Origin of the sequence: Micromonospora sp. DH14 (genome assembly GCF_029809455.1) — a bacterium.
In the GTDB taxonomy this organism is placed as follows: domain Bacteria; phylum Actinomycetota; class Actinomycetes; order Mycobacteriales; family Micromonosporaceae; genus Micromonospora; species Micromonospora parva.
On the sequence record NZ_JARVKT010000002.1, the window covers coordinates 130,732 to 145,628 of the forward strand.

At 71.1% G+C, this 14,897-nt stretch carries 10 protein-coding genes; 3 read left to right on the forward strand and 7 right to left on the reverse strand.

Annotated features, from left to right (window positions below; genetic code table 11):
• Positions 1-309: 309 nt before the first annotated feature.
• Together ftsH and folE are read left to right on the forward strand one after the other, a co-directional pair.
• Positions 310-2,328, forward strand: coding sequence for an ATP-dependent zinc metalloprotease FtsH (gene ftsH, locus QCZ28_RS04755; RefSeq protein WP_279515393.1), 2,019 nt, complete (start codon positions 310-312; stop codon positions 2,326-2,328).
• 35 nt (positions 2,329-2,363) lie between these two features.
• Positions 2,364-3,029: a GTP cyclohydrolase I FolE gene (gene folE, locus QCZ28_RS04760; protein WP_030328001.1), complete on the forward strand. Its 666-nt coding sequence runs from the start codon at positions 2,364-2,366 to the stop codon at positions 3,027-3,029.
• Positions 3,030-3,099: 70 nt separating this feature from the next.
• Here the strand turns inward: folE and QCZ28_RS04765 are convergent, their stop codons facing one another.
• Together QCZ28_RS04765 and QCZ28_RS04770 are read right to left on the reverse strand one after the other, a co-directional pair.
• Positions 3,100-3,750, reverse strand: coding sequence for a hypothetical protein (locus tag QCZ28_RS04765; protein WP_279515572.1), 651 nt, complete (start codon positions 3,748-3,750; stop codon positions 3,100-3,102).
• A gap of 97 nt (positions 3,751-3,847) precedes the next feature.
• Entirely contained in the window at positions 3,848-6,412 is a 2,565-nt protein-coding gene (locus tag QCZ28_RS04770; protein ID WP_279515394.1) for an FtsK/SpoIIIE domain-containing protein, read from the reverse strand.
• 315 nt (positions 6,413-6,727) lie between these two features.
• Between QCZ28_RS04770 and QCZ28_RS04775 the strand changes: the two genes are divergently transcribed.
• Complete coding sequence (locus tag QCZ28_RS04775; RefSeq protein ID WP_347815085.1) at positions 6,728-7,162, forward strand: hypothetical protein; 435 nt, start codon at positions 6,728-6,730, stop codon at positions 7,160-7,162.
• Between the two features lie 3 nt (positions 7,163-7,165).
• Here QCZ28_RS04775 and QCZ28_RS04780 read toward each other — a convergent pair whose 3' ends face one another.
• The 5 genes from QCZ28_RS04780 to QCZ28_RS04800 all read right to left on the reverse strand — a co-directional run bounded on the left by QCZ28_RS04780 (position 7,166) and on the right by QCZ28_RS04800 (position 14,893).
• A complete protein-coding gene (locus QCZ28_RS04780; protein ID WP_210862880.1) occupies positions 7,166-7,765 on the reverse strand; it encodes a hypothetical protein in 600 nt (199 codons plus the stop codon).
• A 13-nt stretch (positions 7,766-7,778) separates the two neighbouring features.
• On the reverse strand, positions 7,779-8,882 hold the full coding sequence (locus QCZ28_RS04785; protein WP_279515573.1) for a M23 family metallopeptidase: 1,104 nt from the start codon (positions 8,880-8,882) through the stop codon (positions 7,779-7,781).
• Between the two features lie 65 nt (positions 8,883-8,947).
• Positions 8,948-9,505, reverse strand: coding sequence for a hypothetical protein (locus QCZ28_RS04790; protein ID WP_279515396.1), 558 nt, complete (start codon positions 9,503-9,505; stop codon positions 8,948-8,950).
• Positions 9,502-11,508 carry an MFS transporter gene (locus QCZ28_RS04795; RefSeq protein ID WP_279515397.1) on the reverse strand — a complete coding sequence of 669 codons (2,007 nt, stop codon included), beginning with the start codon at positions 11,506-11,508 and terminating at the stop codon, positions 9,502-9,504. The genes QCZ28_RS04790 and QCZ28_RS04795 overlap by 4 nt, the downstream gene beginning before the upstream one ends.
• Position 11,509: 1 nt before the next feature.
• On the reverse strand, positions 11,510-14,893 hold the full coding sequence (locus QCZ28_RS04800; RefSeq protein WP_279515398.1) for an ATP-binding protein: 3,384 nt from the start codon (positions 14,891-14,893) through the stop codon (positions 11,510-11,512).
• Positions 14,894-14,897: the final 4 nt, after the last annotated feature.

Consider the following 14,897-nt stretch of genomic DNA (forward strand, 5'->3'; position numbering starts at 1 on the left):
GAAGGCGCGCCGGGTGCGGAGGCTCGCAGGCTCGCTGTCGGCGTCCTCGGTCTTTTGATGGTGCACGACTGCGGGGCTCGCAAGCTCACTCCTCGCGCACACCACTGTGATTGTGTACGACTGCGGGGCTCGCAAGCTCACTCCTCGCGTACACGGTGTACCGTCGAATGACCGCGGCGCGGCAGTTTTCGCGTCTCGGGGTCGAGCCGGCCCGCACGGCGGCTCCGGCCGCCGCTCAGCGCGGCGACACCATCAGACGGTCAGGACGTCGATCAGGAGGATGCGGGCGCTCCGGCGCTCGACAACAGTATGGAACGTACGCGTTTCTTCCGCCGACCGGTGGTCTGGATCATCCTGGTCATCCTCGGCGCCGTTGTGCTCAGTCAGCTGTTCACCGCTGGTCCCAGCTACCACCGCGTGGACACTTCCGTTGCGCTCGATCAACTGCACACCGCCAAGATCAATAAGGTTGTCTTCCAGGACAAGGAGCAGACGCTCCAGCTGGATCTGGCCCAGAAGACGAAGTTCGGCAAGACCGAGACCGACCGGATCGAGGCCCAGTTCCCGTACCAGGCTGGTGACCAGATCTGGAACGAGGTGCTGGACGCCAAGGCGAACAACCGGGTCACCGGCCCCGCCGACGCCAAGGTCTCCTCGGACAGCATCTGGGTGAGCCTGCTGGTCAACCTGCTGCCGATCGCGCTGCTCGTCCTCCTGCTGCTGTTCTTCATGTCGCAGATGCAGGGCGGCGGCTCCCGGGTGCTCAACTTCGGCAAGTCCAAGGCCAAGATGATCACCAAGGACACTCCGAAGACGACCTTCGCGGACGTCGCGGGTGCCGAGGAGGCCGTCGAGGAGCTGCACGAGATCAAGGACTTCCTGCAGAACCCGGCGAAGTACCAGGCCCTGGGCGCCAAGATCCCGAAGGGCGTGCTGCTGTTCGGCCCGCCCGGCACCGGCAAGACGCTGCTGGCCCGCGCGGTCGCCGGCGAGGCCGGGGTGCCCTTCTACTCCATCTCCGGCTCCGACTTCGTCGAGATGTTCGTCGGTGTCGGCGCGAGCCGGGTCCGTGACCTGTTCGAGCAGGCCAAGACGAACGCCCCGGCGATCGTCTTCGTCGACGAGATCGACGCCGTCGGCCGGCACCGCGGCGCCGGCATGGGCGGCGGCCACGACGAGCGGGAGCAGACGCTCAACCAGCTGCTCGTCGAGATGGACGGCTTCGACACGAAGGGCGGCGTCATCCTGATCGCCGCCACCAACCGGCCGGACATCCTCGACCCGGCGCTGCTGCGCCCGGGCCGGTTCGACCGGCAGATCCCGGTCGACGCCCCCGACATGGAGGGCCGCAAGGCCATCCTGCGGGTGCACGCCAAGGGCAAGCCGTTCACCCCCGACGTCGACCTCGACTCGGTGGCCCGGCGCACCCCGGGCTTCAGCGGCGCCGACCTGGCCAACGTGATCAACGAGTCGGCCCTGCTCACCGCCCGTAAGGACCAGCGCGCGATCACCAACGACTCGCTCGAGGAGTCGATCGACCGGGTGATCGCCGGTCCGCAGCGACGGACCCGCGTGATGAGCGACCAGGAAAAGAAGATCACCGCGTACCACGAGGGTGGCCACGCGCTGGTCGCCTGGGCGCTGCCGCACGCCGCGCCGGTGCACAAGGTGACGATCCTGTCCCGTGGCCGCTCGCTGGGCCACACCCTGGTGCTCCCGACCGAAGACAAGTACACCCAGACCCGCGCCGAAATGATCGACACCCTGGCGTACGCGCTGGGCGGCCGGGCCGCTGAGGAGCTGGTCTTCCACGAGCCCACCACCGGTGCCGGCAACGACATCGAGAAGGCCACCCAACTGGCCCGCGCGATGATCACCCAGTACGGCATGAGCTCCAAGCTCGGCGCCATCAAGTACGGCACCAGCGGGGACGAGCCGTTCCTCGGCCGCAACATGGGCCACGAGCGGGACTACTCGGACTCGGTGGCCGCCGAGATCGACGGCGAGATGCGGGCACTCGTCGAGCTGGCGCACGACGAGGCCTGGGAGATCCTGGTGGAATACCGGGACGTCCTGGACAACATCGTGCTCGAGCTGATGGAGAAGGAAACCCTCTCCACCGCCGACATGGCGCGCATCTGCTCCCGGGTGGTCAAGCGCCCGCCGCTGGCGCCGTACAACGGCTTCGGCAAGCGTCAGCCCTCCACCGAGCCGCCCGTGCTCACCCCTGCGGAGAAGGACAAGCTCAAGGCGCAGGCCCAGGCCGACGGCGCGCAGGCGTCGGTCGGCGGCGTGGCGCCGTCCAACAACTCGGACGGCACGCACTGAGCAACGACCCGACGGCCAGCTCCCCTCACCGGGAGCTGGCCGTTTCCGCGACCGAACCCGACGGCGACGACGAGCTTGACTACGTCGCCGCGCGGCTGATCAGCGGCAAGCTGACCGGCCGTCCCGTCGAGGACGCTGTCGACCTCGGCCGGATCGAGAAGGCCGTCCGCGAGATCCTGATCGCGGTCGGCGAGGACCCGGACCGCGACGGACTCCAACAGACCCCGGCCCGGGTCGCCCGCGCGTACGCCGAACTCTTCGCCGGCCTGCGGGTCGACCCGGCCCAGGTGCTCAGCACCACCTTCGAGGCCAACCACGAAGAGCTGGTCATCGTCCGGGACATCGACGTGATGAGCCTCTGCGAACACCACCTGCTGCCCTTCCGGGGCAGCGCGCACATCGGCTACATCCCCGGCCCCGACGGGCGGATCACCGGCCTGTCCAAGCTGGCCCGGCTCGTCGAGGTCTTCGCCCGTCGCCCGCAGGTGCAGGAGCGGCTCACCTCGCAGGTCGCCGACCTGCTGATGAGCAAACTCGCACCCCGCGGCGTCGTCGTCGTGCTCGAATGCGAACACATGTGCATGGCGATGCGAGGCATCCAGAAATCCGGTGCCAAGACCATCACGTCGGCCGTACGCGGCATCCTGCAGACGGACTCCAAGTCGCGGGCCGAGGCGATGGCGCTGATCATCCCCCGCTGACAACCCGACGCACCACGGCCGGCCGACCCCCCGGGGGACGGCCGGCCGTTGCATTCCCCAGGGGTGCCCGTCAGCCGGCGAGCAGGGCCAGCAGCAGCCCGGCCGTGGCCAGCACCGCCGGCACCAGGCACACCAACGCGCCGAAACGCGCCGTACGGTCCAACCGCTCGGTGGGATCGACCCGGTACAGCCGCCCGATGCCGATCCAACCCGCGACGAACGCGACCGCCGGCATCGGCAGCCCGCAGATCAACGCCGCCACGGTCGCCGGTCCCACCCCCGTCGCCGCCAGCACCACGACCTGGATCAACGGCACCAGCAGCGCAAACGGCCCGTACACCAGGAGGTTGCGCGCTCGCGCGGGCCAGGACCCCGGCCGGATCCGGCGGCGCGCGGCCAACGCCGCGTCCGCCGCCTCGGCCCACCCCCGCGCGGACCGCAACGCCGCCAGCACGGCCGCCGGACCACCCGCCATCGACCGCGCCGCCTCCGACACCTCCGGCGGCGACGGCACCAGAGAGATCGCCGGTACGCCCAACTCACGCAGCCGTTCCTGTTGGCTCGCCAGCCCGGTACGGACCACCGTCAACTCCTCCCGCGCGGCCTCCGCCGACCGGGCCTGCTCACCGGCAGCCGCAGCAGCGCTACGGCGTACCCCGTCCAACTGGCGGGAGGCCGCAAGATACCCCGCCCAGGCCGTGCTGGGTTCGACCGCCGGCAGCGAGGCGTCCCCGGTCGCCGCAGCGGTCCGCTGTCGACCCGGCCCGGTCACCGTCGCGTTCGAATTCACCTCGGCACCCCCCACCCGCGCCACCCGATCAGCCGGCCGCGTCGGCGAACGGCACCAGGACGGTGCCCCGCTCGTCCGGGCCGTCCCAGAGCACCGCCCGGTCGGGGCGCGCCTGCCACTCGACCGGCCGGCCGAAGACCGCGGTGAGCTGCGCGACCGGCACGTCCAGCACTGCGACCGCGGCCAGCTTGTCGACCTCGCCCGCCGGCTCGAACAACGCCGCGAACGGCGGCACCGCACGCCACCAGCCCAGCAGATGCCTGCCCGCCGGAGGCCCGTCCCGCAGCAGCGACCGCAGCCGGTCCACCGGCAACTCCCGAGGACCCGGCCGGTCCAGCCCGAACACCACAAGGTACGTCGGCAGGTCGTCGGCCCCGTCGTCCGTGAGCAGCGTCGGCAGATCCACCAACTCGGCCGAATGCCGGGCCGCCAACTCGGCCGTCAACGCCTGCGCCAACGCCCGGGAGCCCGGGTCCGGTGCCGCCACCAGGAAACGGGCGCCACCCGGTGCGTGGTGAGCCGCTGTGCTCCGCGCCGCCGTCGCCAACAGCCCGCCCGCCGCGGTGCCCGACCCCAGCACCGCGAGGTTGCGCCCGGCCGCCGGCCCCAACGGCACCGCAACCGTCGAACGGGCCACGTCCACCGCCCGGCCCAACAGGGCGGCCGGCCCGTGCGCCTGCCCCGCCAGGGCCGCCCGATGGCGCGGATCGTTGCCGAGCAGGGGCCGGGCGTAACCAGCGAAGACCACCGGCGGCACCGACCCGGTCGGACGCGCCGCCCACAACTCGTGCCGCAACGCCTCCACGACCTCCGGATGATCCTGTGGATCCGGGTGGCGGATCAACCGCTCGTGACCCCGGATCGCACCCCGCGGACCGCCGAGCCCACCGGCCGTGTTCACCACCGCACTGCCCACCGGCAGACCGGCTGCCGAGTCGTTCGTCGGCTCCAACACCGGACTGCCACCCGGCAGCGCCACCCGAACCGGAAACTGCCCGAGCACCGAATCCCGATGACCGGCGTCGGTGCGCGCACTCAACCCCAACTCACCCGCACCGGCCAACACCAGGTGCACGCCGTACGCCCGACCGGCCCGGGCCAGCCCGTCCAACTGGGCGGCCACCTCGGCGGCCAGCCGATCCCGCCCGGCGAACAGCAGCGGCACATTGTCCACCACGCACACGATCCGCGGCAGCGGCTGATGCTGACGCAACTCCGCGAAGCGTTGCCCCCCGGCCCGGGCACCCGCCTCCGTGCGACGCTGGACCTCGGCCGTCAACTCCTCAAGCAGATCCCTGACGTACTCCCGGTCGGCGGCCATCGCCGCCGCCCGCACCTGCGGAACCCACGACCGGTCCCGCTCGGTCTGCAAAAACTCCACGAAGGACTCGCCGTCGCCGAGATCCGCCAGGTAGAACGCCAGGTCATCCGGGCCGTACCGGGCAGCCAGGCCGAGCAGCGCGGTGGTCAGGAACGCCGCACGGGCCGCCGCGGACCGGCCGCTCACCAGCCAGTGCGGGGTCAACTCGGTGAAACCCAGCGACACCGACCGGCCCCCGGCATCGCCGACCGTCGTGGTCAAACCGTCGGCCGAGTCCGACTCCCACAGCCGCTCACCCGTCGGTGGCAGCAGGGCCCCCAACGCCAACCGGGAACCCGCCTCCACCTGCTCGGCGAGCCGCCGACAGACCGCGTCGACCAACTCGGCCGGTGGGTCCGACTCCACGAAGACCGGAGAGTTCAAACCACCCGGCGGATCCGCGCCCGGCCCGGCGAACGACGCCCCCGGCGGGTCACCGAGCAGCGCGTACGCATTACGCAACGCCAGCGCAGTGCTGAGCGGCAGCGGTGCCCGGGCCGAGTACGGGCCGGCGGGAGGCCAACCCGCAACAACCAGGTGCAGCCCGGCGGCCGGCCCCTGCTCGGCCAACGTCTCGATGCGCGCCAGATCGGTCGGACCGGTCGACTCCGGCAACGCGGCCACCACCAGCAACAGCGTCCGGTCGTGACGACGACGCCCACTCGCCCCCGGCGTGACCCACTGCTCGGCCTCGGTCAGCACCGCACGCAGACCCGCCACATCCACCGCCGGCGGCGGCAGCAGACCGGCATCCGCGAGCGCCCCGAACGGCGTCAACACCGCTCCGGTGGCATCCACCGCGCGAATCAACAGGGCACCCGCCGGCGCCGCACCCAACAACCGCAGGAGTACGGCCCGGAGCCACCCCGCCACCCGCGGCTCACGCGCGTCAACGTCCACGCTGAGATGACCGGTGCCGACAAGTGGCACCAACGCGGGGAAACGAGCGTCGTCCAACGGCGCCGCGGTGCCGACCCGCACGAACGGCGGCGGACCATCACCAGCCGGCGAGTCCACGGAAAGTGAATCCAGCGCCGCGCCCGCCCAACCCGGAGCCAACAACGCCGCAGCCGACCGTAGCCGGTCAGCCACCTCGTACTGACGGCGCTGATCCGCCGGAGCCGGCCGCGTCTCGTCCAGGATCCCGGCAGCCGCGGTCGCGACAGCCGCCGCCCGACGGTGCAGGGCTGCGGCGCGGTTCGTGCGAGCCTTCGGACCGGCCACCGCGTCCACCCCCTCTACCCGAGGTTGGCAACCCCTCCCCAAGCAGAGACGGTATCCCAGCCGCGGGCACACCTCCGGGAGGTGCCTCGGCGCTGCGCCGGTGTTGTCGCGGATCTCACCGGTGGGGAGGGGTCCGTCACGATCCGCTGGATCTGAGGCATTGGCTCCGGAGCGTCCAGCCGATAACTTCAGGAGGTGGAATCAGTGCAGCCCCCCGCCGGTTCCCAGGTCTCCCGCGTACCGGCCCAGCGGACACCGTCCGAGCAGCTGCCGCCCGCCCCGGCAGCGCCGGCACCGCAGCCCCCACGCCGCCGGATGCGGACGGTGCTCACTGTCGCCGCTGGCGTGCTCGCGCTGCTGTGTCTCGGCGGAATCGCCACCGCCTACGTCTGGTACGACCGCGCCTCCACGCCCGACCGCAGCACGCCAGACGTTACGGTGATCAACTACCTTCAGGCGACGCTAGTCTCCCGCGATTCGAACCGAGCGAAGCTGTTCACCTGCGACGGCGCAGTTTCTTCGGTCGATGAATTCGCAGTGGACGTAGCCCGACGAGAGCAGGAATTGGGCGTCTCTTTTTCGATCAACATCGAAGACGTTGCTGTTGTTGAAGCTGCTGCCGCCGAAGCATCTGTGATCGCTGTCATTCGACGGAGCGCCGCGATCGACGGAATACATCAGAGCTTGACCGACACTTGGCGGTTCGATCTGCAAGACAGGGAAGGGTGGCGCGTCTGCGCTGGCTCCAGAGTCAGTTGACCCTCATTCAATCCACAACAAATGAACCGGAACCTCCAGCGTGGTGGGTGACTGGCCGCGCCAGGCCCAGCGGTACCACTCCACCTCGGGTGTGATCCGCACGCAGATGTCCCCTTCGGCGCCCGAGTAGGTCTCGGTGACCGCTCGAAGGTCACGGTGCTCCAGGCCGTTCTCGACGTGCACCACCCGCCGCCCGGTGACCGCGTCGGCTTCGAAGACCGGTGTGGGAGCCCGGTGCGCCGGGCCGTCCAGCGAGACCAACCGGATGCCGGTGTCCCGGGCACCATCCACCACCGGTCGGCTGCCGACGGTCTCCACCCAGACCCGCTCCACCGGCACCAGCGGAGCGAACACCTCGACCTGCTCGGCTTCGGCCCGGTACCACTCGTGCTCGGGGATCACCGGCACGTAGGTCCGGGCGTTCTGCACCACCCGGTCGTCCGCGCGCAGATCGCCACGCCAACCCAGCCCGGGCAACCCGACCAGCACCCGCCGCCCGCGTAGGTCGACCCGCTCCGTCGCGGGGACGATGGCCAGCGGCCGAGGTGGTTGCGGTGCCCAGTCGGGCTGGTCGGCGAACGGGTCGGGCAATGGACCGGTCATCCCCGCGGTGACCTCACTCAGCGGCGCGCAGCGGGGCGCCCCGCTCGCGCATGAACGGGACAGGGTTCACCGCGCCGGAGGCGCTGCGGTTGTTGCGCAGGTGTACCTCGAAATGCAGGTGCGGGCCGGAGGAGTTGCCACTGCTGCCGACCTTGCCGATCACCTGACCGGCCGTGACGATCTGGTCCTTCTTGACGAAGGGCTGGACCACCATGTGGCAGTACCGGGTGATGTAGCCACCGGCGTGCAGCAGGTCGACGAACCAGCCGCAACCCCCCTTGCCGGGGAATCCGTCCACGTTGCAGTCCTGGCGGCCGCGGTGGTCCTCGTCGCAGGTCGAGACCAGCACCCGACCGGTCGCTGCCGCGCGGATCTCGGTGCCCTTGGCCGCGCCGATGTCGACGCCGTTGTGGCTGGGTCGGCTGGCGGTGCGGAAACCGGAGCCCACTCTGCCGGGTATCGGCGCGGTCCAGCCGGAGGCGGCGATCTGGCCGCGCTCCGCCGCGTCGCACACCGCCTTGCCATTGATCTCGACGGTACGGGCCGCACCGCCGGCCAGCGCGTCCACGATCCGGCTGGCCACCTCTTCGTGTTTGGCGTACGCGTCCGGGTACGCGCTGACCTGCACCCGCTGCGCGACAACTGTCAGTGGTCGGCCTTGCCAGCCCTGAACCTTGACGAGCTTCTCGTAGAACTTGCGGGCCGCGTACGCCGGATTCAACCGCTCGGCGACGGAGCCCCACCCCGGACGCTGCTGGAACAGGCCCAGCGAGTCGTGGTCCGCGCCAACGCCCTCGTGGGGCAGGGCCAGGGACTCGGGTACGCCGCTGTTCGCCAGGTTGCGAAGGGCGGATTCCTGCATCGCGGTGGCGAGGGCGATCACCCAGCCGCGCGACGGCACGCCCATGTCCTGACCAACCTTGATGATGATCGCGGCATTGCGGACCTGGCTGTCGCCGTACTCGGCAAACCGCGGCAGCTTGCCCGCGACGTTCACCGCTCGGATCGGTCCGCATTCCATGCCCGCGAGGGCGTCCCCGTTCTCGGCGTCGTCGCCGCCGAGCCCGGTGAGGAAGAACGCCGCGGTGCCGCCCGTGCAGCAGAGCAGGAGCAGCATCCCGGTGAGCACCGCGGCGATCAGGCCGAGCCGGGGCCGGCGGCGGGTGGGGCTATCAACGTCGCTCACGGCCGCTCCCAGTCCAGAACGTCGACCAGCCAACCATTGTCGGAAGTGACCAGCTCCAGCCGGAGCCGGCCGCTATCGAGGGGGAGCAGCAGCTCGACGAACGTCTCGGTCCGCTCCCGCATGGTCGGCGGACCGGTGACCTTCTCGGCCGGCACGCTCTCGGGCTCGGCGCCGGTCAACTTTTCCCTCAGCGCCGGTGTGGAGAGCGGCCGCAGGCCAGCCTGCCAGTCTTCGGTGGTCATCCCGGGGCGACCCAGCCAGGCCGCGGCGAAGCGGTCGGCGGTCTGTTCGGGGGTGCGGGCACCGGGCGACGTCACGGGTGACGGCGGAGCCGCGCTGTTGAGCAGGCCGTCGTCACCGGCTGTCGGGTCCACAGTGATGATCGGTCCATCCGGACGGTTGCTCAACCCATCCGTCGAATCGACCGGGTTGCCGACCAGCCGGGCCGCCCCGAGCACACCGACAACCACCACCCCGATCAACAGGGCAATGCCCAGCCGGGACCGCAGCGCCCGGGTGAAGAGGAACTCCAACGCCCGTCGCATGGCTGTCACCTCGCCTCTGAGCGCACCCGAGGTCCGGTGCGATCCGGCGCTCGTTCGGAGGAGCCCGGGCGGTAGACCACGAACGACGGGTTCTCAGCCGGTACATCGGGTTCGGTCCAGGTCGCCGGCTGTCGGCGTCGGGGCTGCGGGGCCACCGGGCGGCTCCGACCGCGACCCTCCTCGGCGGGCGCCTCATCGGGCCGCTCTCGACCGTCCGGACGCACCGTCTCGGTGCGCCGGCCCTCGGCCGCGGCGGCCGGCACCAGGGCCGGGTCCTCCCGTCGCGCCTCCGGTCGTAGCCGGGTCTGCTCCGCGTCGGGTGACCGTCGACGCCCGCCCACCGGCTCGGCGGTGCCGCCCGGCTCCGCCACGTCCAGCCGCGCTGCGGTCCGCATGTCGCGGAAGAACCGGCGGTGCCAGGAGCCGGCCGAGCTCACCGCTTCGCTGCTGTCCTTGCCGCCGAGTTGGGTGATCCGTCGGTACGGCCGCAGCAGCAGCCATCCGACCACCCCACAGAGCCACACCAGCACCACCTGAAGCCAACCCGGCATTGTGGGGGTGCTCATGATCAGATCGACGGCGAACAGGTAGATCGCAGCCCCGGTGCCGAAGATGGCAATGTTGAACAGCGCGGCGACCACGGCGTTCGCTAGTCGCCGCAGCCCGGCGCTGGCCGGCCGGAGCAGCCCGATGGTGCCCAGGATGGGTGCCGCGATCACCGCCCACCGGAAGATCAGGAAACCTAGCAGGACCAGCAACGACGCGGTGAGGTCGAACATTGCGAAGAGCGCGGCCGCGAGCACAGCAATAAACCCTGCGCCGACCCGGTCCATATCGCGTACGCCCTGAAGGTACTCGTATGCCTCTGGATCCTCGTCCTTGATCTGCTGCGCCACCCGCGCCCACTGCTGCTGCTTGGCTTTGATCGTCGCTTCCCGGGCGGCCGAGCTGGCGCGCATGGACTTGGCCTCACCCCAGGTGAGAGATTTCGCATCGTAAAGTGCGGGGCCGTATTTTAGCGCCGTCTCGCTATCTGCTGAACCTAATACGCCCCGAAGCCAGTTCCGGTAGAGCATTGTCTCGGTAGCGGTGTCGCTGGCTCGGACAGCAGGGGCGCGAAGATCCTTGCAGCGGTCGGGCTCGATGCACCGCCCCGGGTCCGGTTCCTTCGCCTGCGGCCCAACGGCGTCATGCACGACTCCGAGGCTGGTGACAAGTGCACCGTCGGCGATGTTTGCCGACTTGACCGGCCAGGCGGCCAGCGCTGTGACCGCGACCATCACCAGCAAAGCCCAGCCTGCGGTGGTCATCGCGTTGCTCATGTCCGATTGCCGGGAGCGCCAGAGTAGGTAGAGGCCAACCACGCAGAGGGTAATGATTCCGAAGACGCTGAACACCTTCTGGTAGACGGCCTTGGTCGCTTGTTCGACAAGCGGGTCCGCCCATCCCCACATTGAACCGGGATCCCAGGCGCGCTCTCTGAGCGCATTTGACGCGCCGATGATTGCCGTGGCGGCCATGAACTCGCCATTGGCGATCGTCGTGGTGAACTGGTAGTCCGGATGAAGCACGCTCGAGGCGCAGCCACCACCGATGTCATAGGTGTTGTAGCTGTAGCCACCGTAGCCATAGAGGCTGTACCGGCCAGCTACGCCATTCGCGGTCTCCGTTGGCGGCGCGGCGGCGAACCAGCCTGCAAGCCCGGAATCCGGCGCACCCGGGGTTGGTGCGTTCCGGCAAGTGACCTGGTCTTCGCTGACCGCTTGCAGCTTGCCAACGCAGGCGCGGAAGTCGGCTTGCCATTCAGCGGTCGTGCAGAGGTCGGCTCGGGCCTGGGCGGCTGGTGGTGCGGCGGCGGCGGCCTCCGCGCCGATCAGCGGCCAGGTGAGGCTGGCCCCGGCCAGTACGCCGAGGGCGAGCAGGAACGACGTGAGCCTTGCCCAGGCTCCCGGGCCTCGGTCACGGCCCTCCGCCTCGGCTCGACCGAGGACCTTGACCCAGGCCCTAGCCATGTCACGCCTCCAGATCCGGCAGGGGGATGCTCGGCAGCACTCCGGCCGCTGCGGCGATCGCGGCGGGCGTCGTGTCGAGGTGGTCCAGCAGCCCTTCGACGTACGAGACGTCGACTCGGACCTTCTGCACCCGGCCGTCCACGTCACGCATCACGAATTCGCGGAAGCCGAGGCGGGCGGCCGAGTTGGCGTCGGCGGCGGAGAGGGAGGCGAGGGTGGCCTCGTATCCGTCGTTGACTGGCACCCGCAGCAGCCGCAGGGCCTCGGAGGCGATCTCGGCGTCCTCGGCGATGCGGCCGACGAAGACGGTGGAGACGAGGTTCTGCACGTCGAGGCCGAGGATGTCGCGGGGGTTCTGGGAGGCGACCAGCGCGGCCAGGTTCCACTTGCGGGAGTCGCGGGCGAGCCGGACCAGGAAGGAGCGCCCGGAGCGCCAGCCCTCCATGAAGTGCGCCTCGTCCAGGCCGACGAGCTTGCGGGACGACATCGAGCCGCCGTAGCAGCGCCGGACGGCGAGCCGGTGCGCGGTGTGCAGCATCGGCAGGGCCAGGGCTTCCTCGGCTGACCAGTACTCACGTTCGATCTTGAGGTCGGGCAACCGTAGCCCGGCCATGGTGATGACGGTGAGTGCCGCGTCGGCGCCGAGCAGCCCTTCCGGCGGTCGGCCGAAGAAGAGCATGGCCAACGGCATCTCGGCGGTGTCCAGCAGGAGGTTCGCCAGTTCCTTCCCGGCGTCGTCGTCGAGCCGCCCGAGGCAGCTCACCACGTCGTCCAGGGTGGAGGTTTCCTCGGCGGGGACCTGCCGGACGGCGTGCCGGAACAGGGTGGCTGTCGACGCCTCCCTGGCCACCTGCGGTGGGACGAGCATCATGCAGATGTCCTGGACCAGCATCCGCCGTTCGGCCCGGGCGTTGGAGACGGCGATCTCGAACTCCCGGTCACCGGCGGCCCCGGGGCCGAACTCGGAGCGCAGCGGCGTCGGGATGAGTGAGTAGGGCGCCAGGGTGCCGTGCTCCGAACCGGTCAGGTTCAACACCCGGGAGTACGGCCGCAGTTCGGGCATCGCGCAGAGGCGGGCCAGCGGGCCGGACGGGTCGAGCAGGGTCACCTGGACACCTCGGCGGGCGGCCAGGTAGCCCAGCGCGCCGAGCAGTGTCGACTTGCCACCGCCCGGTTCGGCGACGAAGACCGCGAGCCCGGAGCGTTCCCGGACCTCCATGGGGAAGTGCAGGTCGAGGAAGACCGGGCGGCGGCAGGTGCCGGCGGTCCGGCCGATGAGGTCGCCCCGCCGGTCGCCCACGTTCGATGCTGCCTGGGGGAGCGCGGCGGCGAGCAACGGCACCGGCATGCGCCGGACGTAGCCGGTGTTGGCGATCGGCTCCCCGGGGATGAATTCGCGCGCCAGCCAGTCCTGGTTCTTCGGGTGCTGCAACGAGATGCGCAGTTCCCGGGAGTAGAGCTGGATGAGCCGGCGGGCCCGCTCCAGGCACTCCTCCCTCGTCCGGCCGCCGACAGCGATCCGGTGCCAGCCGTGTGCTCGGGCCGAGTCGACCGGCAGACCGGTGGTCATCTCGTCGCCGATCACCAACGCGCGCTTGGCGAGCCGCTCCAGCTCCGGGGGTGCGTCGATGCCGTGCTCGGCGTAGTCGAGCTGTTGCGAGCGGATCATCCGCAGCCGGTGCTCGAGGTTACGGAAGGAGTCACCGGAGCCGAGGATGTCGACGCGGGTGGAGATCTCCATCGGCCAGGGCAGCCGCTCGTGGAAGTGCAGCCAGGGCTCGTGCCGTTCCGGGATCTCCAGCGGCTCCATCCGACCGACCGCGAGCACGGCCACGTGCCGTTCCTCGCCGGTCATCCGGTTGACCAGCTTGACCGTCGAGCCGTACGGGGTGCGGTAGCGCTCCACCTGCTCGGTCATGGCGAGCAGGTCACCGCGCTCCCAGCGCCCGTCGGTGACGGGGGAGAGGGTGCTCGGCGGTGACATGCACAGCGCCACCGAGCGGTAGAGCAGCCATTCCAGCTCCTGGGCGGTGACCCGCCGGCCGCGCATGCCGAACGCGCCGAGCACCTCGTCGAACTGCTCGACGGTGCGGCCCAGCTTGCGGCGTTCGCCGTCGGCGGTGCCCCGGCCGAAGGTGCGCAGCAGCCGCTCGGTGAGCGAGTCGCCGAGCGAGCGGCGGGCGAAGGTGACCCCCAGGTAGGTCTGCCCCTCGGCGTGGTTGACCGCCATCAGGTGGCGTTGGGCGGCGACCAGGTGATCGGCCCAACCGGTGGTGCCGGGGACGTCGGGCAGCGGTGCCGAGGTGTGCGTGTCGATCGTGCGGGCCCACTCGTCGGCGGGGAACGGCCGGGTGGTGCGGCGCAGGTGCAGTCGGAAGCCGGCCAGGCCGGCGTACTGCTCGGAGATCGCCGACAGCAGCGCCTCACGTTCGGCGTCCGGCCGGAACGCCCAGCGGACCTCGGGCAGCCAGTACCAGGCCGTGACGGTGTTCGGCGTGAAGGTCAGGTGGCCGGCGATCTCGGTGATGGCCAACTCGACCGACGGATCCCGGTCTCCGAACTTGATCTTTGGGGCCCGTACCCGGGTCGGCTTGATCGGTCGGTCCGGTCGGCTCGCGGCACGTTGGCGGGGTGCGGCGACCTCCTTGCCGGTGCTCCTGGGGCGATCCGGGTCGGCGGCCCGCCGCGCCGTGCGTTCCAGGGCTGGGCGGTCAGTGCCGGCGATGCTGGCCGGCTGCGGGGCCGGTGCGGTGGGCCGGGCCGCCTGAGCCGCGGGTCGGCTCGGCGGGGCGCCGGCTGTCCGGCCGGCGGGGTCGGTGGCCGCCGCCGGTGACCCGGGGCCGGCGGCCGGGGCGGGCTCGTCCGGCGGGCGCCGCATCGGCCGCCGATCGCCGGCCTGGTGCGGCACCCGGGACTCGGTCGGGTGGCCGCCTCCGTGGCGTGCCTCGACGGTTCGGGCACCGCTGCCGGGCTGGTCGGCGGGCGTCCACGGCGGCTCCGCCTCGGGAACCGCACGGGCTGGTGCCGGGCTGGCGGTGGGTGGCGGCTGGTGCGGGATCGCCGGTTGCTCGCGGGTGCTCGGGCCGGCCGTGACGGCTCGGGTCGTGCCGGGTCGGGCCCCGCCGCCGAAGAGGTCCAGGAAGGGGGAGTCGATGTCGGCGTTCTCACCGGCCGACACGGTGCTGGGTTCGGCCGGTGGGGTCCGACGGGGGACCGGCCGGGGGGCCTGGAACACGCCGACGGCACCGTGGCCGGGCGATGTCACCAGCGCGGGGTCGAGGGCGACCTCGTCCTCGCCTTCGGTGTAGTCGAATGAGTGCGCACGGTGACCGGCCGGCGCGCCTGGGCGGCCGGCCGGGGAACCCGGCGTGGAGGAGCGGCTCATGCCA